Origin of the sequence: Staphylococcus sp. HMSC061G12 (assembly GCF_001838465.1) — a bacterium.
Classification (GTDB): domain Bacteria; phylum Bacillota; class Bacilli; order Staphylococcales; family Staphylococcaceae; genus Staphylococcus; species Staphylococcus simulans.
This window is the reverse complement of record NZ_KV837015.1, coordinates 74,416-100,882: the sequence shown is the minus strand read 5'-3', so window position 1 is coordinate 100,882 and position 26,467 is coordinate 74,416. Positions and strand designations below refer to the sequence as shown.

The window sequence follows — 26,467 nt, the reverse complement described above, 5'->3', positions numbered from 1 at the left end:
TTCCTAAAACACACACAATGAACAGTGTCCATTTAGTAAATACATTTTATTTGAACATTATAGCACGGAGTTTTATAAAAGCGCAATGTACTTTTGATAATTTTCTGATTCTTTGTCATGTACATAGAGACAATTGTCTTTTTGACACAATCACTGTTTTATATACAAATGCAGTATTTCAATAATTTTCACGAGACAGTCATATTTATGAAAAAAGTTTATGTGAAAGTATTCACAAAAATAAGAAATGCGATTATACTATATGCATTACAGAAAATGAGATAACCCTCTCAGCCTGAATTAATATTAAACATTTTGCTAGAGCGAGGAGTTTTTTTAGGAATGAACAGTGAAAAATATATCCGTTGGGATAATGTATTTTATGGACGTAAATGGGTTAAAGAAGTTGTTAAAACTATCCAAACTAAAGACGTCTTACAAGCGACTTATTTTAAGCGCTATTTATTACGTGCCATGATGGCAGGTTTTATTATCAGTATTATTGCAGTCTTTGTATTAGCCATTAAAGCTGGTTTTGTACAAGAAGTACACACAGGAGAAATCAACACAGGAATTATCAACATCGTCGGATCAGTTGCCTTCAGCTTTGCCTTAGTACTGATTCTTTTTACCAATTCAGAACTCCTGACAAGTAACTTTATGTATTTCACAGTGGGTTTATATTATAAAGTTATTTCGCCATGGCGTGCTTTCCAAATCTTTATGTTATGTTTCATCGGTAATATGTTAGGTGCCCTAGCCTTCTTTATTATCTTACGTTTCAGTGATGTCGTTACACCAGAAATGATGAAACAATTAGAAGTCTTGCTACATCACAAAACAATGACAGCTGACTTTACTCAAATATTAGCTAAAGCAATTTTTGCCAACTTCTTTATCAATATCTCATTAGTTATTGCGATGCAAATTGAAGACATTCTAGCAAAAATGTTTGTGATGATGTTTGGGGTTGCTATCTTCGCATTCATGGGTTACGAACACGTTGTTTATAACGCATGTCTATTTATCGGCGGTGCTATTTACCAATCAGATGTTTTACACTTCTGGCCTGCAGTCATCAATATCATAGCTGCATTCATCGGTAACTATATCGGCGGCGGATTAATCATCGGTCTATTCTATGCTTACTTGAATGACCATAAACAATTTAAGAACGAGCTTTAATATGCATACGACGCACCAATATACTATGTTATAATTTGAGTGAACTGAATTGAAAGGAGACGTCAACATTGTCTAAACAATTAGTTTCACGCGGACTATTATATACATTTATATTTGGTGCGTTATTCTTTTTCTTAAACCGCTCAGCCAGTCAAGAATCGCTGACAAATACTTTAATTATGTCGGTAATTGCTGCTGTGGTATTCGGTGTATGCTATGTCGCTTTGTTTAGCGCATTGACTTCTCCAGCTAAAAAAATGAAAGTCGGGATTGTATTACCGATTACCGTTATACTCGGTATTGTTATCGGACACTTTACAAATCATATGAAACTTGGAGTAGGCCTTGGCCTAGTACTTGGTATTGTCATTGCCATTATCTGGGATTATTTATCAAAGGATCATAAAGGAGAATCAGAGTGAAGCTTACCTTAATTATTATTATCATAGTGCTCCTTATCATCAACCTTGTACCAAACTATCTCATGTACAAACGTTTGAAAGCACAAGGTGAACAAGCAAACCGTCGTGCATTAATGATTGGAGTAGACGCAATTTTATTAGTCTTAGTCATCGTCGGTCTAGTTTATATGTTGAAATAAACAAAACAGAGGATTCAAAAGTTAACGGCTTTTGAATCCTCTGTTTTATTATAATTTTAATTTCATTAATAGTTTGTATCCTCTTTTTCCAACAGTTGCTCATTAAAGTTATAACTGCCCTTTCAATACAAACTGATAAACTAAGTAGGCAGATATCAAGTAAATCATAGAACCTATCATGAACGCGCGAAACCTGACATTCATCGGCACCCTTCTATTAAAGATAGGTGCAAGTATTAAGTTTCCAACGCCAATAATTAACGGTCCTGCTAAAAAGAATAATAGCAACATGCGCTCACCTGCTCACTTAAAAATATTGTTTCATAATTGTTTCAGCATCTAAATTCATTCCTTCTAAATTTAAATTGCTGAAATCCATCTGTTCAGTCATCTGATTTGTATTTACAATTACTCCAAGTCCCGCACGTTCTGCAGCAGTTGCACCATTGACTGAATCTTCAATAGCTAAACAACTCACTGGATTCATATTCAATTGTTGAACCGCAGTTAAGTATAAGTCTGGTTCAGGTTTGACCGCTTCTACATCTTCTCTTCCAACAATCACTGCAACCCGATTTGTTAATCCTAATGCTTGAAGTGCAGGTTGAATCGCTTCACGACTACTGCTCGTCGCAATCGCAAAAGGAATATGTTTAGCCTCTAAATGTTCCATCAAACGACTGATATTTTCAATCATCGATAGATGTCGACTTTGTTGATGATGATCATCATACAATGCCTTAGTTGCTTCTTCTCCAATTTGTGATTCTATATATTGATGCAATCCTTTGGCTGCACCGCCGATGGATTGACGATAAAAATCTACTGAAATTGGATCTTTTTGATATGCAGTTAAATGTTGATTGATCACATCAAACAAATGTTGTTCCGTATCAATAATCGTACCATCAAAATCAAATACGACTGCTCTATATCGCATGATGTATTCACTCTCTTTCTTTCCTATGTATTACACTCATTATATTGAAAAAATGACAAAATTAACAATTATCTTCATTTCGTCCAAAAGTCCTAGTGAAAAAGTTTTTAAAGCGTGATACAATTTACAATGAATTTGAACAACACGCAATCCATCCATCTTATGCCACTCAAATATAAATTATACTTCTGGAGGAATTGTCTATGTTTATAGATAAATATGACACTTTTATTATTAATATAGGGCATCTATCAACATGGCTTAAGCGAAGACAATTATTAAAATTATGCAGACAACTTCAAAGCAGTCACGCTGTTCAAGCAGAATTCACTCGAATTAAACAACAGCCTGTTTTAAAAGTCCGTATTCCAAAATGCAACCTGCCTTACTTCATCAGTTTCTTAAGTTATCACAACTACCCTATCTACCAGATTTTACCTTTTGCAGACAAAGACTTCGTCTATCAATTTGCACCGAATATTCAAGCTTCTATGCATTTCAAACTTAAAATTGACGGTTTACAAGATATGTTTGTCAAAGATAAAATCATTGATATTATGCAGTTTCTTAAACATCAAGAAGACATTAAATATGTACTCACAACGTATCACATTGATATTTCATGTACACCGCACGTATTATCTAAATTGATTCATGCGCTTGCGACACAAAACATCGATGTATTAGGTGCGAACTACAGACCACGCATCGCTCAGCATAAATATTCTACAATCTCATAATTAAGTGTACCGTTCTGACATTCCATGATTGGAGTGTCTTTTTTTATATTAAAACTAAAAAATAAAAATGTTCATTGCTCTTTTGTAATTTTAGTATTAAGATTAGGTTAATTATTTGTAAAGGAGGCGCTTTCTTGTTTAACTTCTTAAAACCGCCAAAGCCGATTGCTCCTCTACCAAAAGAGCAAGTTGATGATACATATAAACAACTACGAATGAAAGTATTCTTAGGTATCTTCATCGGTTATGCGGGTTATTATTTATTACGCAAAAACTTTTCTCTTGCGATGCCTGATTTGATTGAACAGGGGTTCAGTAAAGGTCAATTAGGTATTGCCCTGTCCGCCGTTTCAATCGCATACGGTTTTAGTAAATTTGTGATGGGAACTGTCAGTGACCGAAGCAACGCACGCATGTTCTTAACACTAGGATTGATTTTGACTGCAATTGTCAATCTGTTGCTTGGTTTTGTTCCATTCTTTACTTCAAGCATTTTAATCATGTTTATTATGCTGTTCTTAAACGGCTGGTTCCAAGGTATGGGGTGGCCGCCTTCAGGACGTGTCCTCGTCCATTGGTTCAGTGTGAGTGAACGGGGCAGTAAAACAGCCATTTGGAACGTCGCACATAATGTCGGCGGCGGCTTAATGGCACCGATTGCGACTTGGGGTATTTCTATGACTGCCTTGTATAACTTCGGTTATTTAAAAGGATTTGAAGGGGTCTTCATTTATCCTGCATTACTTGCGATTATCATTGCGATCATCTCTTATATCTTAATTAGAGATACACCACAATCACAAGGTTTACCACCGATTGAAGCCTATCGTAATGATTATCCTACCGCTTCAAGAACAACACTTGAAACAGAATTAACTACCAAAGAAATCTTGTTCAAATATGTGTTGAATAACAAATGGGTATGGGCAATCGCTTTCGCAAATATCTTCGTCTACTTCGTTCGTTATGGTGTACTTGACTGGGCACCAGTCTATTTAAGCGAAGAGAAACATTTCGATATGAAATCCTCTGGATGGGCTTACTTCCTTTACGAGTGGGCTGGGATTCCTGGAACATTACTGTGTGGTTGGATCTCAGATAAACTCTTCAAAGGACGTCGTGGTCCAGCAGGTTTCTTCTTTATGTTAGGTGTAACTATTTTCGTATTAATCTACTGGTTAAACCCTCCAGGTAATCCATTAGTAGATAACTTAGCACTCGTTGCGATTGGTTTCTTAATCTATGGACCAGTGATGTTAATAGGCTTGCAAGCATTAGATTATGTACCTAAGAAAGCAGCAGGAACAGCTGCCGGGTTAACAGGTTTATTCGGTTACCTATTTGGTGCAGTCATGGCTAACATCGTACTTGGTTTCGTGGTTGATCAATTTGGTTGGGATGCAGGTTTCATCTTATTAACAGTGATTAGTATTCTAGCTATGTTAAGCTTTATTCTGACTTGGAATAAACGTGGTCAAGAAACTGTCTAATTGTTGAAAATTGAATATATAAAATAAAACAAGCGACATACGCTGCTTTCTAGCATTGTGTGCCGCTTGTTTTGATTAAAATTCTTCTTTGTCTTCTTGCATTTCTCTTAAAATGTCTTGAAGCTTAATGAACATATTTTCAAAGCCGTGTGCCGTCGCATCATGATATTCTTTCTTCTGCTGTTTGTATTCCAAAGTTGTCCAACGTCTTTCTTTCGGAACAACAGCAGTATAACGGAAGTTCATTTGTGTCATGTCTGAACCTGGTTCACGTTCAAAAATTTCTACTTCAATCGTATCTTCTTTGTCGCTCAGTTCAGGCATACCGATGGTCATCACAATTCGGTTAGGTGCTTCTAGTTCTTGGAAGACCCCTGTTACTCTGTTCTTTTTACCGTTACGTTCATCAACAATTTCATAACGTCTGCCTTCTTCTGGAATCAAGTCAATCGATTGATTTGAACGGTTAGAAGTCATGAACCAACGTCTCATGATATCCGCATCTGTCCAAGCTTGATAAATCAATTCGGGCGGGATGCGCATAAAACGTTCCAATGATATGACTACGACGTCATTTTCAATATTATATCTTGCCACTCTGTCGTCACCTACTTTCGCACTCTTTATTATTCTAACGCATTTAGAAGCATAAGCCAAAGTAATCCTAATAGCAAAGCATTTGTCACTATGCCTCTGTGGTTATTTCACAACAAGATTACTTTAACATTTTTCAAGTGAGAAAGTAAAAATTATTTACGCTTTTTGTTTACGTTTATTCAGTTTTGGAAAATTAAAGATGATTGCGGCTAATCCGCTGATTCCTAAAATAATCGGATAAATCGAATAAGGCACTAACATAAATGGCGAAATACCTGCGACACCCGCAGCCGCAATGACTTGCGGACTATAAGGTAAAAGGCCTTGGAAACAGCTGCCGAAAATATCTAAAATACTTGCTGATTTTCTTGGGTCGATATCATATTCATCTGCGATATTTTTAGCTAGTGGACCTGCCATTAAAATAGAAATCGTATTATTCGCAGTTGAAATATCTGCGGCACTGACTAAACTTGCGATACCGAACTCTGCACCGCGTCTTGATTTGACCTTGCTGCGTACAAAGTTAAGTAGCCATGTGATACCGCCATTATGTTGAATGATGCCGATTAAACCACCGATCATTAATGCGATAATCGCAATATCTTCCATGCCAATCATACCTTCTGAAGCGGCTTTCAAGAATCCGATCCAGTTAAATGATCCGTCGATTAAACCGATAATACCTGAGAGTACTGTTCCACCTATCAAAACAATAATCACATTCACACCGATCAAAGCTAAGATTAAAACTAATAAATATGGAATCACTTTAATAAACTCAAAGCTGTAATCTTTTGTACTGCTGATTGTTGCGCTATGTGTCAAAATACCTAAAATAACCATCGTTAAAATGGCACCTGGCAATACAATTTTAAAGTTTACTTTGAACTTATCACTCATTTTTGTATGTTGTGTACGTACTGCAGAAATTGTCGTATCTGAAATCATAGATAAGTTATCTCCGAACATCGCACCGCCGACGACTGTTGCCATAGCTAGTGCTGCTGAAATATCAGTTGCTTCACTAATCCCAAAGCCGACTGGTGCAATGGCTGCGACTGTACCAACTGATGTCCCCATAGAAATAGAAACGAACATACAAATAATAAACAAACCGATAATCAATAAGTTGCCTGGAATTAAACTTAATCCTAAATTAACGGTAGATTTCACGCCGCCCATATCTTCAGTCACTTTTGAAAATGCGCCGGCTAATACGAAAATCAAGACCATCAAAATAATATTAGAATGGCCTGCACCTTTGGTGAAGACTTCAACTTTCTCTGTGAATTTTTCTTTGCGATTCATTATTAATGCGACAATAACCGCAATCGTAATCGCAATATTTAACGGCATCTTCGTAAAGTCGCCAGTAATAATCCCAACACCTAAAAATAAACCGACAAATAGAATTAAAGGAATCAGTGCGACTGCATTGCCTTTTTGTTTTTGTTCAGACATGATTCAAACACCTCACTCATGATATTAAAAAATCCTTTTTTCAGCTAAGAAAAAAGGATACATTATGTTTCTTATCTCTTAGCAAATAGTTGCTATGGGAATTGGCACACGCGTCGCTATCAGCGAACCATGTTGCCGAGGTTTCAAAGTGCCCATCACTCCACCTCTCTTGATAAGCTATATTTATTTTTATTTTTTGAATCTTTTTAAACCTATCATGATTGTAATAGTTAGTCAATCATCAAAGTATGAACTTTTCATTAAGCAATTATTCTGTTGGTCTTTCTAATACAAATTCTTGACCTAATTTTACATAATCATTACCCGCTAAACGACCAACAGGATGTAACGCTTGCACATCAATTTTATGCGGTTCGATATAAACATCATCAGCGATGTGATAACGTACAACTTCACCTAAGATTAAATCGCTGCCCGCTTTGTCATCACCGAGTTCAATCACACGATCCAGTTTACACTCAAATCGGATTCGCGCCCCTTCGACTGCTGGTACATTAACGACATCTGAAGGAATTGTTTTAAAATCTGTACGTTCTAACTCATTTGCTTCACGTTCAATCGGTGCAGCAGTATTATTAATACCTTCAATCATAGACAATTCAGAAATGTGTACCACAAATTCTCCAGTATCAATAATGTTTTGTGCTGTATCTTTACGGACACCTTCTGTGCGTCCAGTTGAAATCATAATCATCGGCGGATGACTGCTGACCACATTAAAGAAACTGAATGGTGCCGCATTTAAATGACCTTCTTTATCTTGAGAAGTCACAAAAGCAATCGGTCTTGGTAAGACGCTGCCGCTTAATAATTTATAATTTTCTCTTTGCGTTAAATCTTTAGGGTTAAAATGTTTCATCATTCTGCCTCCTTAGTTACTATACTAATTATACCTATAGCATAATAAACTAAACCTTACTTTGCGAATAATGTGTTTGTATGTATAAAAACAGCGTTCCATTCATTGTTGGAACGCTGTCTTAATCATAGCTTAGTTAATTTGTTTACCGCCTGTTACGCCATACACTTGTCCTGTTGTATAACTTGATTCGTCTGAAGCAAGTAAGACATAAGTGCCTGCTAATTCTACTGGCTGACCTGCACGGCCCATCATTGAACTTTGACCGAATTCAGGAATTTTACTTTGCGGTTGACCACCTGAGATTTGAAGCGGTGACCAGAATGGTCCGGGTGCTACTGAGTTCACACGGATACCTTTATCGATTAATTCTTTTGCTAAGCTTTTTGTTAGTGAAATAATCGCAGCTTTTGTAGCCGCATAGTCATGCAAGATTGGATTAGGGTCATAACCTTGAATAGATGTTGTCGTTGTAATCGTCGCACCTGGTTTTAGATACTCAAGTGCTTTTTGAACTGTCCAGAATAATGAATACACATTCGTTGTGAAGGTTTGTGTGAAATCTTCTGTTTTGAAGTTTTCGAATCCTTCATGGTATTGCTGATGTCCAGCAACCAATGTCACATTGTCTAAACCGCCAAGCGTTTCGTGTGCATATTCAACTAAATCGTAGTTGAATTGTTCATCTGATAAATCACCTGGTTTTAAATAAACAGTTCCGCCAGTATCTTCAATAACTTTCTTAACTTCTTGTGCGTCTTCTTCTTCTTTTGGATGATAGTTAATCACAACTGACGCACCTTCACGTGCATACGCAATTGCGACTGCACGACCAATCGCAGAGTCACCGCCTGTAACTAATGCTTTCAAGCCTTCAAGGCGTCCATGTCCTTTATATGATGTTTCGCCACAGTCTGGTTTTGGATCCATATCTGTTTGGAAACCTGGCCATTCTTGTTCTTGTTTTGGATAATCTTGATCAGAGAATTTCGTACGTGGATCTTGTAGTGCCATTATCTATCACTCCTCAATTATTTGTCTCTCTATTGATATACCACAAAATCCATATTTCATTCATCGGCAAATTAAAATAATTTTTGAACTAAATTCGCAAGAAACTCAGGCGCTTTTTTCAAAATGTCTTCATTCGGTTTATATTTCGGATGATGTAAATCATAATCAGATTGTGAACCGATGAAACTGAAAACACCAGGGACAGTATCACTCATAGCTGAGAAATCTTCACCAATTGTTTTAGGTTGGCTCAATTGTTCAACTTTATAACCTGTCTCTTCTGCCGCTTCTTGTGCAATATGTGTTAATGTTTCATGATTCATGACTGCATTCGGTAAATGAATATATTCTAATTCAATCTCCGCATTAAAGGCAGATGCTAAACCATCACAAATACTTTGTAGACGTTGTTCTGCAAGTGCACGTGTTTCATTATTAAATGTTCGAACTGTTCCTTGAATGCGTGCTGAATCTGGAATCACATTCCATGTGTTGCCAGCTGATACTTCCCCAATTGTCACAACTGCAGAATCAAAGGCTGAAACATTACGACTGACGATAGACTGCACACTCGTTAATAATTGACCTAAAATAATCATCGGGTCATTGCTTTCTTCAGGTTTTGCGGCGTGACCCCCTTTTGCTTTAATTCGAATAAAGAAACGATCTACTGCTGAAGTCATCGCACCTGGTTTGATCGCTAATGTGCCCACTTTTAATGTCGGGTCATTGTGAAAACCTGTCACAACTTTAACACCTTCTAATACACCCGCTTCTACCATTTGTTGTGCACCGCTGCCCACTTCTTCGGCAGCTTGGAATAAAATACGCACACGTCCAGGCAATTCTGCTTCTTTCTCTTTCAGCAACAATGCAGCACCTAAAATACTTGCCATATGTATATCATGTCCGCAAGCATGCATTACACCTTTATTTTGTGACGTGATTTCACTATCTACTTGTTCTTCTATCGGTAAAGCATCAATGTCTGTACGTAACGCAACAATCGTTTCGCCTTCACCGATTTCTGCCACTAATCCTGTGTCTAGTGGATAATCTATAATTTTAATCTCATGTTCTTCTAAAATTTCTTTTAAACGCGCAGTAGTGTCATATTCTTGATAAGAAACTTCTGGATGCTGATGAAACATGCGTCTCCATTCGACTAATTGTTTAAAATGACTCATAAACTTTCCCTTCCTTTACTTACAACGTAGATTACTAAATATATTGCTGAACCTGCCGCAACACCAAAGGCTAAATTATTCGTTACTAACGTAACAATCATCGTACCGATAATCGTTGCGGTATTTAACAGAGGCTTCGCTTTAATCGCTTGTATAGTACGTCTATCAAAAGTATTCAACGCAATCGAAACTAATACAGTCGCGAGTACGACCATTGGAATCAGTGCGATAACAGGCCCTAAGACGTAAATCGTCAATAATAAAAACAAAGCAGTCACTAAGGTCGCATAACGTGCAGTTGCACCGACTTTCACATTAAATTTTGATTGACCGACTAATGCACTGCCTCCAAAACCACCAAATAATCCTGCTGCTAAATTCGCAAGTCCTTGTGCAGCTGATTCTTGATTTAAACAACTCTTTTCATTTGTTAGCACATCTAATGCTTGTGCAGTCAATAAAGATTGCAGTGTACCTACAATTGCCATCGTGATACCGTAACCCACAATAACCATTAAGGCATGACTTTCTGTAAACAGATGAAACTGAGACCATTGGAGTTTAGGTAATACCACATAGATATCCGCTAAATCTTTTACATAATGTAGTTTCGGGTGAATAAGATGTGCAATGATGGTTAAGACAATAATTGAGATCAAAGGTGCTGGAATAAATGAAATGAATCGGGGCGCGAACCAAATAATTAAAAAAGAGACTATCGCAAAAACATACGTTGCGATTGAAATGTTGAAAATATTATCGATTTGCGAAGACATTAATAATAAAGCTAAGGCATTCATAAAGCCGATTACAACTGCTTGAGGAATGCGTTCAATCAATCGTCCTACATTTAACGCACCCATGCCTAATTGGAGTATCCCCATGACAATCGTTGCACAGATTAAGTATCCGACACCATGATGCATGACTAGAGGTGCTGCGACTAAAGCTATACCACTGCTTGGTCCTGTAATCATTAAAGTCCTGCCTGCAGTCAGACTGAGTACAATCATCATAATCCCCATACTCAATAAGCCGATTGAAGGGTTCATGCCGACAATAAATGAATAAGCAATTGCACCAGGCAATGCAGATAACGCAATTAAAATACCTGCCAACACATTGTCTTTGATATCACCTTTCCATTGATTCACATACATTTGACGTTCCAATTTTTTCACCCGCCCACTTCTCTATGCACTTATCTTAACATAAATTGTCAGACTATTAAGAAGCAAAAAAAACAGCCACACTTATGAGAAATCATAAGCATGGCTGTAAAAAGTTCTGTTTAACTGATAGTTAAAGCTTATTGTTGTACTTCAATACGGTTGTCAATAAATAACTTACCGTCTTTATAAACATATTCCGCATGGTTGATACCATAATGGTATGGTACATATTCATAATTCGGTACATTCCAAATCACGAAGTTTGCGCGGTCGTCTTGTTCTAACGTACCTGCATCTGCATCAATTGCTTTTGCCGCATTGACTGTGACTGCGTTCCAAATTTCATTTGGAGTTAATTTTAATTTCAGTGCTGCAATTGCCATAACCATTTGTAAATTATTCGTTACGTTACTGCCTGGGTTGAAGTCAGAGGCAATGGCTACTGCACCATTATTATCCAACATACCGCGTGCATCTGCGTATTGATCTTTACCTAAATAGAATGTTGTTCCTGGTAAAACAACCGCAACTGTGTCGCTATCTTTTAATGCTTGTTTATCTTCTTCACTTGAAGCGACTAAGTGATCAGCTGAAATCGCACCTTGTTCAATCGCTACACCTAAACCACCTAAAGGATCAATCTCATCTGCGTGAATTTTCACATCAAAGCCTTGTTCTTTAGCTGCTTTCATATATTCACGTGATTCATCAACTGTGAAGACGCCCGTTTCGCAGAAGATATCCGCAAAGTCTGCATATTCTTTTACTTCTGGTAATAAGTCAATCATCTCTTGTAAGAATGCTTGATTAGATTCCGCTTCTTTCGGCACAGCGTGTGGCCCTAGGAATGTGTGTTTCATTGTAATGCCATACTTTTTCTCTAAAGCATGTGACACTTTTAATTGTTTCAATTCATTCTCTTTATCTAATCCATATCCACTCTTACTTTCTACTGTTAAGACACCATAAGACATCATTTCACGTAAAGACTTGTCTGTTTTCTTTAACAACTCATCTTCAGTTGCCTCACGTGTTGCTTTAACTGTAGATAGAATACCGCCGCCTTGTTCTAGAATTTCTAGATAAGACGCACCTTGTTGTTTTAATGCCATTTCATGCTCTCTTGAACCGCCGAATACTAAGTGTGTATGTGCATCAACCAAAGCAGGAGATACGACTTTGCCTGTCGCATCTACCACTTCTTGTGCATCATACTCTTCTGTATGAGGTCCTGCATAAACTACTTTACCGTCTTTCGCAACTAATGTTGCATTTTCAATGATTTTCAACTCATTTAACTGATTGCCTTTTAAAGGTTTATCAGTTTTCTTCGGTAAAATTAATTGTGCAATATTTTGGATAACAACATCATTACTCATTAGAATCTTGCTCCTTTAACATTGGAATATCGACACCTTTTTCATTCGCTGTATCAATCGCAATATCATAGCCAGCATCAGCATGTCTTACTACACCCATACCCGGATCTGTTGTTAATACTCGTTTCAAGCGTGCTTCTGCACGATCTGAACCGTCTGCAACAACAACCATACCGGCATGTAATGAATAACCCATACCTACACCACCGCCGTGGTGGACTGAAATCCAAGAACCACCTGCTGCAGTATTGACTAATGCGTTTAAGATTGCCCAGTCACCTACAGCATCTGAACCGTCTTTCATTGATTCAGTTTCACGGTTTGGTGATGCTACTGAACCTGAGTCTAAGTGGTCACGTCCAATCACAACTGGTGCTGAGATTTCACCATTACGTACTAATTCGTTTAATTTCAAGCCCATTTTCGCACGTTCGCCATAACCTAACCATGCAATTCTTGAAGGTAAACCTTGGAATGCAATTTTTTCTGTTGCCATATCTAACCAGCGCATTAACTTCTCATCTTCAGGGAAAAGTTCACGCATTGCTTGGTCTGCACGTTCGATGTCTTTTGGATCACCACTTAATGCCGCAAAACGGAAAGGTCCTTTACCTTCACAGAATAACGGTCTGATATATGCTGGTACGAATCCAGGGAAATCAAAAGCGTTTTCTAAACCTTGGTCATACGCTACTTGACGGATATTATTACCATAGTCAAATGCTACTGCACCACGTTTTTGGAATTCTAACATTGCTGCTACATGATTTTTCATTGATTGTGAAGATAATTTTACATATTCTTCAGGATTTGCATCGCGTAACGCTGACGCTTCTTCTAAAGAATAACCTTCAGGTACATAGCCGTTTAACGGATCATGTGCAGACGTTTGGTCTGTAATGATATCAATCTTGAAGTCACGTTTTAAAATTTCATTATAAACTTCAGGTGCATTGCCGACTAAACCAACAGATAATGGTTTGCCTGCTTCTTTCGCTTCTTGCGCTTTTTCTAACGCTTCATCTAAAGAATCTGTGATAATATCACAATAACGTGTCTCAATACGTTTTTCGATACGAGATGGATCCACATCTACACCGATAACTACCCCTTCATTCATCGTTACAGCTAATGGCTGCGCACCACCCATGCCGCCTAAACCAGCTGTTAATGTGATTGTACCTTTTAATGAACCGTTATAATGTTGGTTTGCGAGTTCAGCAAACGTTTCATATGTTCCTTGAACAATCCCTTGAGAACCGATATAAATCCAGCTTCCCGCTGTCATTTGACCATACATCATTAAGCCTTTTTTATCTAATTCATGGAAGTGTTCCCAGTTTGCCCATTTCGGTACAAGTACAGAGTTCGATAATAATACTCGTGGTGCTTCTTCATGTGTTTTAAAGACAGCAACAGGTTTACCAGATTGAACTAGCATCGTTTCATCACTTTCTAAGCGACGTAATGTATCTACAATAGCATCAAAAGCTTCCCAGTTACGTGCCGCTTTACCAATACCCCCGTAAACGACTAACTTTTCAGGATGCTCTGCTACTTCTGGATCTAAGTTATTGTATAACATTCGAAGGACTGCTTCTTGTTCCCATCCTTTACATTCAATTTCCAATCCTTTTTTCGCTTTAATTTGTCTGCCTTTCGCTGCTACTTCTTTAGTCATAATCAATCTCTCCTTTGTTTAGTTATGATATTAAATACACAGTTTTAGATTTCGCTTTAGAAAATTAATAACGCAAATGGAATTGCGATTAGTAAAGTTAATGCCACACGGATGAACCAAATCAGAGTTAATTTCCAAATTGGAATTTTGATATCCGTTGCTAAAATACAAGGTACCAGCGCTGAGAAGAAGATAATCGCTGAAATACTTGTAATAGCTGTCACTAACTTAACTGCCATCGTTGACTTCACAACTAATAATGATGGTAAGAACATCTCAATCAGTGAAATCGCTGAAGCTTTCGCTAGCAATGGTTTATCCGCAATCGGGAAAATGTAGATAAACGGATAGAAAATATAACTTAACCAATCAATCACTGGTGTGAAATTTGCAAGCAACAATCCGAAGAATCCGATTGATAAGATAGATGGTAAAATCGCCATCGTCATTTCAAATCCATCTTTCACGTTCACCCAAATATTTTTGAGTAATGGTAAAGAACCATGTGATTGACGCTTTGCTTCATCATAAGCTGCGACAACACGATTGCCGTTAACTTCTACTTCTTTCTGACCTTCTTGGCCTTCGTAATATTCTTCTGATTCATTACGAATCGGCGGTAAATGTGCCGAAATAGCTGTCACTACAAATGTAATGATCAACGTACTCCAGAAGAATAAGTTCCAATGCGGCATTAAATCTAATGTATTTGCGACAATTACCATGAATGTTGCAGATACTGTTGAGAAACCTGTCGCGATAATGACCGCTTCTTTCTTGTTATACATTCCATCTTTATAGACACGGTTTGTAATCAAGAGACCTAATGAATAACTTCCGACGAAAGATGCTACGGCATCTACTGCAGATTTACCTGGCGTCTTAAAGACTGGACGCATAATCGGCTGCATTAATACCCCGATAAATTCAAGCAGCCCGTAACCAACAAGTAATGATAGTGCCACGGCACCGACTGGAATCAAGATACTTAGCGGCAACATCAACTTATCGAATAAGAACGGTCCGTAATTCGGATTAAATAACAATGCCGGACCTATTTTAAAGACATACATAATACCAATGACAGCACCGAGTACTTTAAATAAAGTCACCACAAAGTCTGTCGCTGATTTCATAAAGTCTTTACGAATAATCGGTAATGCTGCACCTACTAAAATCATCAGCAATGCAACGTAAGGCATTGCTACTCCGAATGCTGCGCGAATCCATAAATGAACATGATCTACAATAATCGTGTTCGTTCCGTTAATTGTCACTGGTACGAAGAAACATAAAATTCCGATAATGCTGAATACGTAAAACCGCCACATGCCGACCCCCGTCTGCTTATCAGCGGGTTTACTCTCAGGCTGGAATTCCATATCGCCAGAAACCAAATCTGCTTCTATTTTCATACTTGACACACCCCTTTGTTTTACAAGTACGACAAAGCTGTTTCAACTGACTGGCTCTCGATGACTTAAGCTTCGCATCATGTTATGAATTTGTGAATGATAGTGAAAGGTCGATCAGCTTACGTAAAAATGATCCCCTTCATTTTATGTACGTCCCCTTGTTTACGGACCGACCTCACATTACCATTCTTACAAGTTACACTGACTATTCCATGTTATAATGAATGAATAGTTATAATTTTTAGATTATTAACTGTGGTAGTTTATTGAATATTCCGAAATTTTAACGTTAAAACTGTTGCGTTAGAATATTTTTGTATAACTTGTAATACAACTTAAGTATACGCGTAGATGATTATAAGCTTCAAATATCAATAAACTAATCATTTATAGCTTCAAACTATAACAAGGGGAAAACGCACGTGTTACAAAGATTTCGGCATGTCTAATCAGGGGGATAATTTCATGAAAATTATACAATTAGAGTACTTTTTAGCAGTTGTTAAATACAATTCTTTTACAAAAGCAGCACAGTTTCTACATATCAGTCAGCCATCTTTAACAACTGCGATAAAGAAAATAGAGGATGATTTGGGGTATCTTCTATTTATCCGTACAACAAAAGCTTTAAAGATTACAGAGAAAGGCATTCAATTCTATAAACATGCGACAGACTTAGTCGAGATGTATCATCGTACGCTGGATCAGATGTATGATTTGAATATCAGTGATGAACCACGCATTAAACTCTCAATATTAGAGTCTACAAGTGCATGGATGGCAATGGTCATCCAACAACATCATTATCAATTTCATAAACAGCGCTATCAAATTGTCGAACAACATAGTCTTGAACATATTATTTCCAGCTTGTTGAATTTTGATATATCATTCGCAATTTTCAATGAAGCCATTCAACGTGAAGGGATTGTCTCTGTTCCTTTATACCAAGAGCCTTATGTATTGATTACACCGAAGAATACGTTTAATAATCAAAAGAGCATCAGCGCTGAAGCATTACAACAATTGCCTTTAATCTTGCCTAATCGACAATACCAAGTCCGTAAGCACGTTGATGAATATTTTAAACATATGAATATTCATCCGAATATTGTACTTGAGGTCGATCGTTTTGAAACTGCGACAACACTTGTTCATAGAGGTTTAGGACATACAATCATCCCAAGATTCTACTACCAATCTTCTTCAGCAAATCATTTAAATGCGGTCAAATTAGAACCAAATATTGAACGAACGATTTATTTAAACTATCTAGAGAAACGTAAGCTTTCAGAACCTGCCAATCAATTGATTGATGCCTGTATCAATTATTGGAAAATGAACTAAAATAAGACGGATACTTCCACAAATTGAAGTATCCGTCTTATTTATCTCTATTAATGAATGAAATTATGCAGTAATAATGCGACAAGTTTTGCGGTGCGATTATCGACGTCATGCAATGGATTAGTTTCCGCAACACTTACAGAAATTAACTTCTCATGTCCGATGACACGTCTTGTTAACTCTAAAATAATATGCGGTGTTAAGCCATTCACTGCCGGTGCACTGACACCTGGCGCAAATGCGCTATCTACCACGTCCATACATATCGTCAGCATAATCACGTCATGCTTATTAATGAAGTGGTCTACTTTATCTTTAATCGTTGGAGAAATCTCATGTAAGATTTCATCTACTGTGACATATTCAATGCCACGTTTTTCCGCGTAATCAAATAAATGTTTTGTGTTGCTCGCAGGTTGAATACCTAAAACAAAATAATGCGCATTGTCATCTTCTTCTAAAATTTGTCTGAAACTTGTTCCTGAAGTGGATGATTCTGCTTCTCTAGTATCAAAATGCGCATCAATATTAATAACGCCAATAGATGCATCTGGATGCGATTTACGCATGGCTAAATATTGTGCATAAGCAATATCATGTCCGCCTCCGATTAATAATGAATAATTATGATTGTCAAACATTTTTGAAGCTAAGTCTGCATATTCTTCTTGTGTTTCAATCAATGCGTCATGATCATGATAGACATTGCCATAATCATAAACTGAGCAAGGTGTTAACACTGATAAGTTCGCAAATGCTTTACGTATCGCATCTGGTCCCTCTTGTGCACCTACGCGGCCATTGTTCAGTTCTACCCCTTTATCTACAGCGTAGCCTAAAATGCCAGTTCCTTGTTTTCGATCAAAATTTGTTTCATTGATATCTTTTAGTTCAATTGTTTGGAAGTGTCTGAATTGCGATGAATCTGTTTCACTATCCACTCTACCTGTCCATAAATCTTTGTTGGCTTGCTTATACATGTTCCACATCCTCCTTAAGTCATACCTTGTGAATCATTATATACATTTCTTAACAGTCTATTCTACTTTTTGCATACCCTTTTCTGAAAAAATTTAAAACGCTTACACTTAAGACTATTGTATTCAACCTTTACAACGAGATTTCATTTAGAAGTCATTTCAGGGGAAGTGATTTATTTATGTTTTATTGAGATGTATAATACTATTAGGTTATTATGTATATCCATACGCTTAAAAATACGGTTAAAACTCTCAATACATACTTAAGGGTTCACTCTGTTTGTAATGTATTATATGATAGAAGTTAATATAAAAATGTATGGATATCGCCGTAATTATTGGAGGTTTCATAATGGACACGAAACGCATATCAGGTTTCCAATGGGCTATGACGATCTTTGTCTTCTATGTACTTGCATACGCACTCCCATTGGTACTGAAAGATTTTCAAGGCCAAGTTCCATTCAAACGCTTTGTCTTTGATTTGAGTACACTTGCGCCATTTATCGCAGCTATTATCTGCTTAATTGTATTTCGAAACAAACGCGCTCAGCTCGCAAGTTTAAAATTCACAATCAGTTTTAAAGTGATTGAACGCATTATTTTAGCTTTAATCTTACCGCTTGTGATTTGTATTATTTGTATGTTTGCCTTTAATACTTACGCAGACAGTTTTATTATTTTACAATCTAAAAACTTATCTGTGTCTGTCACATCTATTTTAATCGGACATCTTTTAATGGCATTCTTTGTAGAATTCGGTTTCCGTTCATACTTACAGAATGTCGTAGAAACAAAAACGAATACGTTATTCGCATCTATCCTGATCGGTATTCTATATGCCTTATGGAATGTGAATACGACTTATACATTAGAATTCACATTATATAACTTGTTGTATCACTTCGCATTCTCAATGATTATCGGCGAATTGATCAGAGGTACTAAAGGACGTACAATTTACATTGCTGTAGCATTCCATGCTTTAATGTCATTTGGATTAGTCTTCTTCTTCAGTGAAGAACTAGGAGACGTCTTCTCTATGAAAGTAATCGCATTAAGCACAGCACTTGTAGGCGCTGTTTTCATCTTACTCAGTCTGCTTATCAGAGCAGCTTTCTATTTCTTCACAAAAGATTCTTTAGAGGAAGTTGAACCGAACAATCCTTTAGACTATCCAAAAGATGAAGAAGACGAAGATGTTGCAGTATCAGAAACTGCACAAACAGAAGAAACTACACCAGTCACTGAAGATACAGAGCCTGAACATTCAACAGACGATTCTGAATCTATCAAAGACGATGAACCCGCACAAACTAAAGACACAGACGAACCTAAATAAGTGAATCGCTATATTATAAAAGCGCTGGCAGATATCATTCAGTTATCTGTCAGCGCTTCTTTTTAACCTATTCATTTAAATAAAATAAGTCTCTTTAGACCTTATCAATAATTTCGACACCTTCTTGTTTACCGACAATTACACGGTCAGCAAGATCTAAGAAGTATCCAGTTTCTAATACACCTGTTAAATGAATTAAATATTCATGCATGTCATATGGATCAGTGTTTGGTGGTAATTCAACATCTAAAATATAATTATCATTATCTGTGATAAAGGTAATGTCTTCCACGTTACGACGTGATACTTTTGCTTTAGTATCTTTCTCTATTTTTTTCGCTACTAGCATCCAGTTGAAGCGATCAACTTCTACTGGCAATTTAAAAGTTTGGCCTAAGTAGTCTACTTGTTTCGTTTCATCTGCGATGACCACAAAGCGTTCAGCCATTTCATCAATAACTTTTTCACGAAACAGTGCACCACCGCCGCCTTTGATTAAATTTAATTGCGGATCAAATTCATCTGCACCATCAATCGCCACATCAATATGATCGACATCATTGACGTTAACAATCGTAATCCCTAATTCTTTCGCAAGCAATGCGGTTTTATTAGACGTACAAACGCCTGTAATTGTAGCGCCATCATCTAATAATTTCGCGATATGCGGTAATAAGAGTTCAATCGTGCTGCCTGTACCAATACCGACAACCATACCATCTTTAATTTCTGAGACTGCGTCTTTCACAGTTTGTAATTTTAACGCTCTAACATCCATCACTGAATACTCCTTGTCATTATATTACTCAGATTTTTCTATAATTTGATACGTTGTTTTAGAAAAGAATGTGTCACCTTTACGTAAAATAGAAGGTGCTTCTTCTCCTAGTAAATTAATATCATTTGGTAAGCATTGCGCTTCTAAAGTAAAACCTGAGTGTGGTTTATAAATGTTCATATCACTTTCCCAATTGCTGGTTTCATTAAAAGTAAAGATAACCACATGTGGCATATCTGTTTTCATTTTCAATAAAAATTGGCTATTTTCAACAGTCAGTTCATCACCGATTGTAAATGGATGATCTAAGCCATGATAACGTTCAATTTGAGCATGTAATCGTTCATCTGCAGCTTTGCCGATATCTTCAAATCGCATTGATTGTTTACCTAATACCTGAATTAAATCTACAGTATCATTAAGCGTTGGTAAATTCTTGTCATTTAATAAATGCATTTTCAATGTTGAACTTGTTAAGATATGGTTGTTCACCTCTTTATTATCTCTGTTCAAGTTGAAATAAACGTGGTTAGTCGGATTAAATAACGTTGTTTCTGTTGCTTCTGCACTATATTCAATCGTCCATCGATTGTCGATATCATACGTATGTATAATCTTTAGTTTAATATCGCCCGGGTAATAATCATCTGCTGATTTAACAGTTGTAGTAAAGATAATTTGAATATAGCCGCCATTGTCATCTTTAATTTCATAATCAAAATAGTGTTTATTAATTCCGTGAAAACCGCCGTGTAAATGATGAGGCGGATCATTTTGTTCAAGTTGGTAAGTTTCACCCTCTAATTCAAAACGTCCGTCTTCAATACGTCCCCCAAAACGACCGACACTTGCGCCGAAGTAATACGGATTTTCATGGTAATACTCATCCGCTTCAACGACATTTCCTAACACAATATTATTATCTTCATACTTCCAAGACACAATACGCGCCCCAAAATTTGAAAAGATAATTTTCGCTTGGTCGTTATCAACCTTGATTAAATCCAAACCGTTTCTTTGGTGCTCCACTTCTGTAAACATCATTTCAATACACCCTTTCCTTGCCCGATGAAAATCATCAGCCTCTATCAGGCAGCAACATAATCAAGACACCGATAATACATACAATGCCGCCGATGACATCATATTTATCTGGCATCTGTTTATCAAAAACATATCCCCATATAATACTCATGACAATGAACACACCGCCATATGCTGCATATACTCTGCTGAATGTTGGAAATACTTGGAATGTTGCGATGATACCGTATGTAATTAACAGGATACCTCCAAGCATCCCTAACAACGGTGATTGTGCATCTCTCAACCACAACCAAATTAAATAACCGCCGCCGATTTCACACAGCCCTGCTAAAATAAAAATTGCAATTGGATACATCATATACTGACTGCCACCTATTTTTTATAATACTTTCCTCACTTTATATTTTAACAATAAGGCGCATGGTTTACTAGATGAAATCCAGTAAACCATGCGCCATTTAGAAATCTTTTTATAGGATTGTCATTTTTATTTTTTAATTGCACGTTTCAACGCTTTAAAGATATTCTTATCGAACGTTAAAACTGAATCACGATAACTTCTCACTGCTATCCATACGAGTAAAACAAGTACGATTACAGATAAACCCATGCTCACTATGATTTCCCATAGTTCCAAATTCGGTGTCGAAGCTCTAACAAATAATAAGAATGGTGATAACAATGGAATAAAGCTTGCTACTTTAGCTAACATCATATCTGGATTGTTCATACTGAATAATGCGATATAAAAAGCAATGAAACTAATAATTGTCATCGGCATCAACGACTGATTTAAATCTTCAATACGTGTCGCAAGTGCGCCTAAAATTGTTCCTAATACAGTATATGAAACCACGCCGATAATGATAGAAAGTACGCCGACAATAATCAATCGTGTTGTCGTAGGTGTCATAGTCATATCAAACTTTTTCATTAAGTCGCCTGCATCTGAAAAATACAGTGCTGCGGCACCAATCACAACTAAAATCAACACTTGTGTAAAAGCGACACAAATCATCGCTAGAATTTTAGCTAAGATATGCTTCACAGGTGAAATACTCGTAATGACCATTTCAATAACGCGTGATGTTTTTTCTGTCGCAACTTCCATTGCTACTTGGTTGGCATAGTTCATAATCACAATGAACATCAACATGATGCCCGCATATAAAATAATCCAATTTAAAAATTTATTGCTTTGAGAAGTATCTGAGCCACCTTTACCGATTGCTTTTGAAGTGACTTCACTTTTTTGTTGTAAATCAGAAAGTTCTTTCGGACTTAAATTAATTTGTTGAGCTGCTGCTTGGGTTTGAATCGGTGTTAAAATACTTTCTAATTTTTGAACACTCTCATCAGAAGGTGCGTCTTTACTAACAACTTCGCCTTTAATTTTTTGTCCTTGTCGATCAATGATATAAGCTTTATCAATTTTATCTTTCTTTATTTCTTTTAACGCTTGTTCTTTAGATAAGATTTTAAATTCTGTACCTTTTTCTTCAATATGTTTGCTTTGTGCTTTGACCATTTGCGCAATTTTCGGTTCATTAGAAGCAATGCCGATTTTATCCGGCCCGTTATCAAACAAATCGATAATCTTATTGAAGTTAGCTGCCGCAATAATAATCACTGCTAAAATGACCGTCATAATGATAAATGCGCGTGATTTCACTTTATTCTTATACGTCAAATTGAACGTAGCTAAAAATTTATTCATGAATATCACCTACCTGTTGAATAAAAATATCTTGAATTGAAGGTTCAAGCACTTGGAATCGTTTCACAAACCCATGTTGAGCTACTACGTCAAAGACACGTTTTGCGGCTGCTTGATTTTCTACAGAAACAGTAATCATACGTTTTGAACGTTCTACACGTGTAACACCTTCAACTTCTTCTAAATTTTCTAAAGCATCTTCAGTTTCAATCACAATTTTCTTCAAATCAAATTGATCTTTAATCGATTGTATGTCGCCTTGTAAAACTAAATCACCATGATTCAAAATACAGATATCATCACACAGTTCTTCTATATGCTCCATACGATGTGAACTGAAAATAATAGTAGTCCCTTGTTCGTTCAGATCTTTAACTGCTGATTTTAATAATTCTACATTGACTGGATCTAAACCACTGAAAGGTTCATCTAAAATCAATAATTCAGGTTTATGAATCAAACTAGCTAACAATTGAATTTTTTGTTGGTTACCTTTAGATAATGATTCAATTTTCTTATCTCTGTTCTCGTTAATCTCAAAGCGATTTAACCAATAGTCTAACGCTTGATTAAAATCTTTTTTTGACATTCCTTTTAAAGTCGCAAGATAACGCAACTCATCTGCGACTTTCATTTTTGGATGCAAACCACGTTCTTCAGGCAGATAACCTACTTGGTTAAACATATGTTCACCCATCTTTTCACCATTATATGTAACGATCCCTTTTGTTAATGGTGTCAGTCCTAAAATCATACGGAATGTTGTCGTCTTCCCAGCACCATTTCGTCCTAAGAATCCTAACATCTTCCCTTTTTCAAGTGTTAATGAAATATCGTTGACCACTGTCTTATCGCCATATTGCTTTGTTACATCTTCTAAAACTAAAGCCATCGTGCATCACTCCTTATCGTTGGTGTTGGAAAAGCAACTCTGTTAATAATATATCATAAGTATATGATAATAATATTATTAAATATCTAACTTTACAAACTGTTCACAAAGAATTTACACTTATTTGCTTTTATAATACTTGTAAATTTTTATGTAATAAAAACTAACATTAAAGACAAACAAGATAAATAGCAGTGTTAAAGCTAATGATTGTGTATGACCTGTAATTGCTGAATAGAATGCCAATACGAGAATCAAAATAGTTAATGCAAGTAAGTTATATTGAAGTAACTTAAATATCGCTGAAAATGTAACATATCTCTCGCCTTCATCCATAGCTTTAATCAATTTATCTACATAATGCTCATCATTAACTTTTGGCATCCTTTCATCTAATTTAGGTAAATAGATTTGATAGACAACACTAAAGATAGACGTAATTAAAAATGGAATAATTGTCAGTCCCCAGTAATTATCTCCTGCTTTAAAAATCGTAACTAAAATGATATTCGCTATCACAATAAACAATCCTAAATTATTTAAAACTGAAGCAATGAATTGTTTGCGATTCGCTAAAGTATCATAATGATCTCCTAATGCTTCATCTTCTTCTGAGAGATGTTTATAATTTTTAGCTTGAGACAACTGATGAACCATTAAAACTCCAATTATAAAAATTAATAGTGTAGTAATAACTGTTGATATAATCGTTTCATTTGGACCAAATAGTGGTAACCGTGATTGTTCACTTAGAAAACTGAAGTATAATCCTACACATCCGCCTGCTAGTCCACCTAATGCGATTTTCCCTGCATATTTCCAATTCTTTTTCGTGCTACTCATAGTCGTCCTCCTCGAAAATGAAAATATCTTCAATGCGTTCTCCGAATATCCGCGCAATTTTTGCGGCAGTCAGTACGGAAGGCATAAATTCATTTCGTTCAATTAATGAGACGGTTTGTCGTGAAATCCCTGCTTTTTTCGCAAGTTGTGTTTGATTATAGCCATCTCGTGCCCGCAATTCTTTTAATCGTGTTTTCATGCGCCTTACCTCCGTTAATACACATGCTATATGATAATAGTCAATTTGACAAGTATATTAGTCAAATTGACACATATAAATAACAAAAAGACGATACCTTCTATATAAAAGTATCGTCTTTTTGTTATTTTGTTATTCGATTTTAGGCGTGTCTGTAACGTTGTCCAACAGGCTCTGGACCATAAGCATTGTGACCTTCTTGTGACTTTTGTACACCTACGACAATCACCCAAATTACAAATACTAGCTGTGCAATAGAGATAATGGCATCTACAATTGTAGCAAACATGCCATCTCCTAAATCCACAAATAAAAGAATACGTTCTATTACTAATAGCGCAGAAAAGATAATTGGGACCACCATTGTATTGCCTGTATCATGGAAACGTCTTGCAAGCAAAGCGACCCATGGAATGAAGCTTGCGATTTCAAAAAGTGTTGTTAAACCAAAAGAAGTATTATCAAAACTTTGGTTCAAACCTAATAAAGCATCCAGACTATTCAATACAATGTTAATAATCGTTGTCCATAGTACCATAAACCAGAACTCTGAACGTCGTGATCTCCCGTTGAAATCAATGTAACGTTTCCAGAATAAAACAAAAGCTTCTACGAATCCGACACTCTTTTTGTGTTGTTCATGCATCATATATCTCCTCCATTTTTAGATTCTATATGAACTACTTTCTAATAGATGCTTATCTCAATAAACGCTAGCAAAATTAAAAATCTGAACCTGAATCATGACTGGTCGTACTGCCTTTTGTCGATTGAGCTGGTTTAGCATGAGATGTATTAGAGGCTGGCGCATTACCTTGTTCATAGCGATGCACATAAGGACTGCGACCATATTTATTATCTTTATCTTGACTCGGTAGACAAAGCACTACAAGAACATAAATCCACAAACCTAAATAGACCAAGCTGATGATTAAAAATATAATTAACGCTGGTGTTAGTTCAGTTGATTCATCCATATTAAGTACAAAATTAAACACATTCATCACAATGCTCAATACGAACATAACAATCGGCATCACCATAGTTCTGCCTGTATCATGAAAACGTCTGATCATAACAGCCCAAGTTGGGATAAATGTAGCTAAGGCAAACAATACATAAACCAACGTGCAGATTAGGAATAAAATCATACCCATAACTGCTACTCCACTGGAATCAACTGCAGCTCCACCGACTAAAAATATGGTTCCTAAAATCATCACAAAAGTTAATGGCGCATATAAAATCAACATCCATAACGCCGCAAACCAATATTCTGAGCGTGTCGATCTGCCTGTAAAATTAACATAATTTTTCCAGAAAAGTTTAAACGCTTCTAAAAACCCAACACGTCTTATCATACTCATCCTCCTCTCTAACTTTTTGTTTTACGATACTTCTATGTATTACAACTTACTCTTTTATGTCTTTTAAAAGGTAATAGTTATTTAAAACTATTCTTTTTTATTTTAACAGACTTATTGTAAAATTAGCATAGTTTTTCTGAACTTTACAATATCTACAAACTTCTTCTTCAAACGAAATATTGTTATTCCTTATCATCTTTGCGTAAAATA

Annotated in this window: 28 protein-coding genes and 1 riboswitch; of the genes, 7 read left to right on the top strand and 21 right to left on the bottom strand. The window is 36.4% G+C overall.

All coding sequences use genetic code 11. The annotated features are described in order from the left end of the window. Positions 1–342 precede the first annotated feature (342 nt). The 3 genes from HMPREF2937_RS01345 to HMPREF2937_RS01335 all read left to right on the top strand — a co-directional run bounded on the left by HMPREF2937_RS01345 (position 343) and on the right by HMPREF2937_RS01335 (position 1,786). The gene (locus HMPREF2937_RS01345; protein ID WP_002479653.1) at positions 343–1,185 is read left to right on the top strand and encodes a formate/nitrite transporter family protein; all 843 of its coding nucleotides are present in this window, start codon (positions 343–345) and stop codon (positions 1,183–1,185) included. Between the two features lie 68 nt (positions 1,186–1,253). Further along, complete coding sequence (locus HMPREF2937_RS01340; protein ID WP_070863862.1) at positions 1,254–1,607, top strand: hypothetical protein; 354 nt, start codon at positions 1,254–1,256, stop codon at positions 1,605–1,607. Further along, complete coding sequence (locus tag HMPREF2937_RS01335; RefSeq protein WP_002479655.1) at positions 1,604–1,786, top strand: hypothetical protein; 183 nt, start codon at positions 1,604–1,606, stop codon at positions 1,784–1,786. The genes HMPREF2937_RS01340 and HMPREF2937_RS01335 overlap by 4 nt, the downstream gene beginning before the upstream one ends. Positions 1,787–1,894: 108 nt before the next feature. Here HMPREF2937_RS01335 and HMPREF2937_RS13940 read toward each other — a convergent pair whose 3' ends face one another. Both HMPREF2937_RS13940 and HMPREF2937_RS01330 read right to left on the bottom strand, forming a co-directional pair. Continuing rightward, complete coding sequence (locus HMPREF2937_RS13940; RefSeq protein ID WP_070468812.1) at positions 1,895–2,077, bottom strand: hypothetical protein; 183 nt, start codon at positions 2,075–2,077, stop codon at positions 1,895–1,897. A gap of 16 nt (positions 2,078–2,093) precedes the next feature. Further along, positions 2,094–2,726: an HAD-IA family hydrolase gene (locus HMPREF2937_RS01330; protein WP_060803638.1), complete on the bottom strand. Its 633-nt coding sequence runs from the start codon at positions 2,724–2,726 to the stop codon at positions 2,094–2,096. 203 nt (positions 2,727–2,929) lie between these two features. Between HMPREF2937_RS01330 and HMPREF2937_RS01325 the strand changes: the two genes are divergently transcribed. Together HMPREF2937_RS01325 and glpT are read left to right on the top strand one after the other, a co-directional pair. Further along, positions 2,930–3,466 (top strand): hypothetical protein, encoded by a 537-nt coding sequence (locus HMPREF2937_RS01325; RefSeq protein WP_002479658.1) that lies wholly within the window; start codon positions 2,930–2,932, stop codon positions 3,464–3,466. 134 nt (positions 3,467–3,600) lie between these two features. Then, on the top strand, positions 3,601–4,956 hold the full coding sequence (gene glpT / locus HMPREF2937_RS01320) for a glycerol-3-phosphate transporter (RefSeq protein WP_060803637.1): 1,356 nt from the start codon (positions 3,601–3,603) through the stop codon (positions 4,954–4,956). A 75-nt stretch (positions 4,957–5,031) separates the two neighbouring features. Here glpT and HMPREF2937_RS01315 read toward each other — a convergent pair whose 3' ends face one another. The 9 genes from HMPREF2937_RS01315 to HMPREF2937_RS01275 all read right to left on the bottom strand — a co-directional run bounded on the left by HMPREF2937_RS01315 (position 5,032) and on the right by HMPREF2937_RS01275 (position 15,712). After that, a complete protein-coding gene (locus HMPREF2937_RS01315) occupies positions 5,032–5,553 on the bottom strand; it encodes an SRPBCC family protein (protein ID WP_002479660.1) in 522 nt (173 codons plus the stop codon). Positions 5,554–5,709: 156 nt separating this feature from the next. Continuing rightward, positions 5,710–7,017, bottom strand: coding sequence for a Na+/H+ antiporter NhaC family protein (locus HMPREF2937_RS01310; protein ID WP_002479661.1), 1,308 nt, complete (start codon positions 7,015–7,017; stop codon positions 5,710–5,712). 68 nt (positions 7,018–7,085) lie between these two features. Beyond that, positions 7,086–7,196, bottom strand: a riboswitch (SAM riboswitch). 89 nt (positions 7,197–7,285) lie between these two features. Further along, positions 7,286–7,897 carry a flavin reductase family protein gene (locus HMPREF2937_RS01305; RefSeq protein ID WP_023015031.1) on the bottom strand — a complete coding sequence of 204 codons (612 nt, stop codon included), beginning with the start codon at positions 7,895–7,897 and terminating at the stop codon, positions 7,286–7,288. Between the two features lie 132 nt (positions 7,898–8,029). Then, positions 8,030–8,911: an SDR family oxidoreductase gene (locus HMPREF2937_RS01300; RefSeq protein ID WP_070863861.1), complete on the bottom strand. Its 882-nt coding sequence runs from the start codon at positions 8,909–8,911 to the stop codon at positions 8,030–8,032. Positions 8,912–8,982: 71 nt separating this feature from the next. Continuing rightward, positions 8,983–10,098: an amidohydrolase gene (locus HMPREF2937_RS01295; RefSeq protein ID WP_070863860.1), complete on the bottom strand. Its 1,116-nt coding sequence runs from the start codon at positions 10,096–10,098 to the stop codon at positions 8,983–8,985. Next, positions 10,095–11,279 (bottom strand): SulP family inorganic anion transporter, encoded by a 1,185-nt coding sequence (locus tag HMPREF2937_RS01290; protein ID WP_306806996.1) that lies wholly within the window; start codon positions 11,277–11,279, stop codon positions 10,095–10,097. The genes HMPREF2937_RS01295 and HMPREF2937_RS01290 overlap by 4 nt, the downstream gene beginning before the upstream one ends. Before the next feature lie 128 nt (positions 11,280–11,407). Continuing rightward, positions 11,408–12,649 carry an imidazolonepropionase gene (gene hutI / locus HMPREF2937_RS01285; protein WP_002479666.1) on the bottom strand — a complete coding sequence of 414 codons (1,242 nt, stop codon included), beginning with the start codon at positions 12,647–12,649 and terminating at the stop codon, positions 11,408–11,410. Continuing rightward, complete coding sequence (hutU, locus tag HMPREF2937_RS01280; RefSeq protein WP_057509931.1) at positions 12,642–14,330, bottom strand: urocanate hydratase; 1,689 nt, start codon at positions 14,328–14,330, stop codon at positions 12,642–12,644. The genes hutI and hutU overlap by 8 nt, the downstream gene beginning before the upstream one ends. Before the next feature lie 56 nt (positions 14,331–14,386). After that, on the bottom strand, positions 14,387–15,712 hold the full coding sequence (locus tag HMPREF2937_RS01275) for a YjiH family protein (RefSeq protein WP_173020225.1): 1,326 nt from the start codon (positions 15,710–15,712) through the stop codon (positions 14,387–14,389). A 498-nt stretch (positions 15,713–16,210) separates the two neighbouring features. Between HMPREF2937_RS01275 and HMPREF2937_RS01270 the strand changes: the two genes are divergently transcribed. Next, positions 16,211–17,092, top strand: coding sequence for a LysR family transcriptional regulator (locus HMPREF2937_RS01270; RefSeq protein WP_002479669.1), 882 nt, complete (start codon positions 16,211–16,213; stop codon positions 17,090–17,092). A 50-nt stretch (positions 17,093–17,142) separates the two neighbouring features. Here the strand turns inward: HMPREF2937_RS01270 and hutG are convergent, their stop codons facing one another. After that, on the bottom strand, positions 17,143–18,072 hold the full coding sequence (hutG, locus tag HMPREF2937_RS01265) for a formimidoylglutamase (protein WP_002479670.1): 930 nt from the start codon (positions 18,070–18,072) through the stop codon (positions 17,143–17,145). A gap of 352 nt (positions 18,073–18,424) precedes the next feature. Here hutG and HMPREF2937_RS01260 point away from each other — a divergent pair, with 352 nt between their 5' ends. After that, the gene (locus HMPREF2937_RS01260) at positions 18,425–19,414 is read left to right on the top strand and encodes a peptidoglycan release complex CPBP-like subunit SdpC (RefSeq protein WP_002479671.1); all 990 of its coding nucleotides are present in this window, start codon (positions 18,425–18,427) and stop codon (positions 19,412–19,414) included. Positions 19,415–19,508: 94 nt separating this feature from the next. Here HMPREF2937_RS01260 and HMPREF2937_RS01255 read toward each other — a convergent pair whose 3' ends face one another. The 9 genes from HMPREF2937_RS01255 to HMPREF2937_RS01215 form a co-directional block, all read right to left on the bottom strand. After that, positions 19,509–20,195: a ribose 5-phosphate isomerase A gene (locus tag HMPREF2937_RS01255; RefSeq protein WP_031262441.1), complete on the bottom strand. Its 687-nt coding sequence runs from the start codon at positions 20,193–20,195 to the stop codon at positions 19,509–19,511. Positions 20,196–20,216: 21 nt separating this feature from the next. After that, positions 20,217–21,236 carry an aldose epimerase family protein gene (locus HMPREF2937_RS01250; protein WP_180364608.1) on the bottom strand — a complete coding sequence of 340 codons (1,020 nt, stop codon included), beginning with the start codon at positions 21,234–21,236 and terminating at the stop codon, positions 20,217–20,219. A gap of 34 nt (positions 21,237–21,270) precedes the next feature. Then, a complete protein-coding gene (locus HMPREF2937_RS01245) occupies positions 21,271–21,597 on the bottom strand; it encodes a YnfA family protein (RefSeq protein WP_002479674.1) in 327 nt (108 codons plus the stop codon). 129 nt (positions 21,598–21,726) lie between these two features. Further along, the gene (locus tag HMPREF2937_RS01240) at positions 21,727–22,956 is read right to left on the bottom strand and encodes an ABC transporter permease (RefSeq protein ID WP_070863858.1); all 1,230 of its coding nucleotides are present in this window, start codon (positions 22,954–22,956) and stop codon (positions 21,727–21,729) included. Beyond that, positions 22,949–23,848, bottom strand: coding sequence for an ABC transporter ATP-binding protein (locus HMPREF2937_RS01235; protein ID WP_023015039.1), 900 nt, complete (start codon positions 23,846–23,848; stop codon positions 22,949–22,951). Before HMPREF2937_RS01235 ends, HMPREF2937_RS01240 begins: the two co-directional genes overlap by 8 nt. Positions 23,849–23,968: 120 nt before the next feature. After that, entirely contained in the window at positions 23,969–24,691 is a 723-nt protein-coding gene (locus HMPREF2937_RS01230) for a DUF3169 family protein (RefSeq protein ID WP_070863857.1), read from the bottom strand. Next, positions 24,684–24,890 (bottom strand): helix-turn-helix transcriptional regulator, encoded by a 207-nt coding sequence (locus HMPREF2937_RS01225; protein WP_002479678.1) that lies wholly within the window; start codon positions 24,888–24,890, stop codon positions 24,684–24,686. Before HMPREF2937_RS01225 ends, HMPREF2937_RS01230 begins: the two co-directional genes overlap by 8 nt. Positions 24,891–25,032: 142 nt before the next feature. After that, positions 25,033–25,536, bottom strand: a complete 504-nt coding sequence (locus tag HMPREF2937_RS01220; protein ID WP_070848685.1) for a DUF805 domain-containing protein — start codon at positions 25,534–25,536, stop codon at positions 25,033–25,035. Positions 25,537–25,612: 76 nt separating this feature from the next. After that, a complete protein-coding gene (locus HMPREF2937_RS01215) occupies positions 25,613–26,251 on the bottom strand; it encodes a DUF805 domain-containing protein (protein WP_070863855.1) in 639 nt (212 codons plus the stop codon). Positions 26,252–26,467 lie beyond the last annotated feature (216 nt).

Excerpts from the sequence above, each read along its gene's own strand:
- HMPREF2937_RS01250 (WP_180364608.1), bottom strand. The coding sequence starts at position 21,236 with ATGATGTTTACAGAAGTGGAGCACCAAAGAAACGGTTTGGATTTAATC.
- HMPREF2937_RS01260 (WP_002479671.1), top strand. The coding sequence starts at position 18,425 with ATGGACACGAAACGCATATCAGGTTTCCAATGGGCTATGACGATCTTT.
- HMPREF2937_RS01245 (WP_002479674.1), bottom strand. The coding sequence starts at position 21,597 with ATGATGTATCCAATTGCAATTTTTATTTTAGCAGGGCTGTGTGAAATC.
- HMPREF2937_RS01305 (WP_023015031.1), bottom strand. The coding sequence starts at position 7,897 with ATGAAACATTTTAACCCTAAAGATTTAACGCAAAGAGAAAATTATAAA.
- HMPREF2937_RS01275 (WP_173020225.1), bottom strand. The coding sequence starts at position 15,712 with ATGGAATTCCAGCCTGAGAGTAAACCCGCTGATAAGCAGACGGGGGTC.
- HMPREF2937_RS01215 (WP_070863855.1), bottom strand. The coding sequence starts at position 26,251 with ATGATAAGACGTGTTGGGTTTTTAGAAGCGTTTAAACTTTTCTGGAAA.
- HMPREF2937_RS01295 (WP_070863860.1), bottom strand. The coding sequence starts at position 10,098 with ATGAGTCATTTTAAACAATTAGTCGAATGGAGACGCATGTTTCATCAG.
- hutU (WP_057509931.1), bottom strand. The coding sequence starts at position 14,330 with ATGACTAAAGAAGTAGCAGCGAAAGGCAGACAAATTAAAGCGAAAAAA.
- HMPREF2937_RS13940 (WP_070468812.1), bottom strand. The coding sequence starts at position 2,077 with ATGTTGCTATTATTCTTTTTAGCAGGACCGTTAATTATTGGCGTTGGA.
- HMPREF2937_RS01220 (WP_070848685.1), bottom strand. The coding sequence starts at position 25,536 with ATGCATGAACAACACAAAAAGAGTGTCGGATTCGTAGAAGCTTTTGTT.
- HMPREF2937_RS01270 (WP_002479669.1), top strand. The coding sequence starts at position 16,211 with ATGAAAATTATACAATTAGAGTACTTTTTAGCAGTTGTTAAATACAAT.
- HMPREF2937_RS01230 (WP_070863857.1), bottom strand. The coding sequence starts at position 24,691 with ATGAGTAGCACGAAAAAGAATTGGAAATATGCAGGGAAAATCGCATTA.
- hutI (WP_002479666.1), bottom strand. The coding sequence starts at position 12,649 with ATGAGTAATGATGTTGTTATCCAAAATATTGCACAATTAATTTTACCG.
- HMPREF2937_RS01240 (WP_070863858.1), bottom strand. The coding sequence starts at position 22,956 with ATGAATAAATTTTTAGCTACGTTCAATTTGACGTATAAGAATAAAGTG.
- HMPREF2937_RS01325 (WP_002479658.1), top strand. The coding sequence starts at position 2,930 with ATGTTTATAGATAAATATGACACTTTTATTATTAATATAGGGCATCTA.
- HMPREF2937_RS01300 (WP_070863861.1), bottom strand. The coding sequence starts at position 8,911 with ATGGCACTACAAGATCCACGTACGAAATTCTCTGATCAAGATTATCCA.
- HMPREF2937_RS01225 (WP_002479678.1), bottom strand. The coding sequence starts at position 24,890 with ATGAAAACACGATTAAAAGAATTGCGGGCACGAGATGGCTATAATCAA.
- hutG (WP_002479670.1), bottom strand. The coding sequence starts at position 18,072 with ATGTATAAGCAAGCCAACAAAGATTTATGGACAGGTAGAGTGGATAGT.
- HMPREF2937_RS01310 (WP_002479661.1), bottom strand. The coding sequence starts at position 7,017 with ATGTCTGAACAAAAACAAAAAGGCAATGCAGTCGCACTGATTCCTTTA.
- HMPREF2937_RS01330 (WP_060803638.1), bottom strand. The coding sequence starts at position 2,726 with ATGCGATATAGAGCAGTCGTATTTGATTTTGATGGTACGATTATTGAT.
- HMPREF2937_RS01345 (WP_002479653.1), top strand. The coding sequence starts at position 343 with ATGAACAGTGAAAAATATATCCGTTGGGATAATGTATTTTATGGACGT.
- HMPREF2937_RS01235 (WP_023015039.1), bottom strand. The coding sequence starts at position 23,848 with ATGGCTTTAGTTTTAGAAGATGTAACAAAGCAATATGGCGATAAGACA.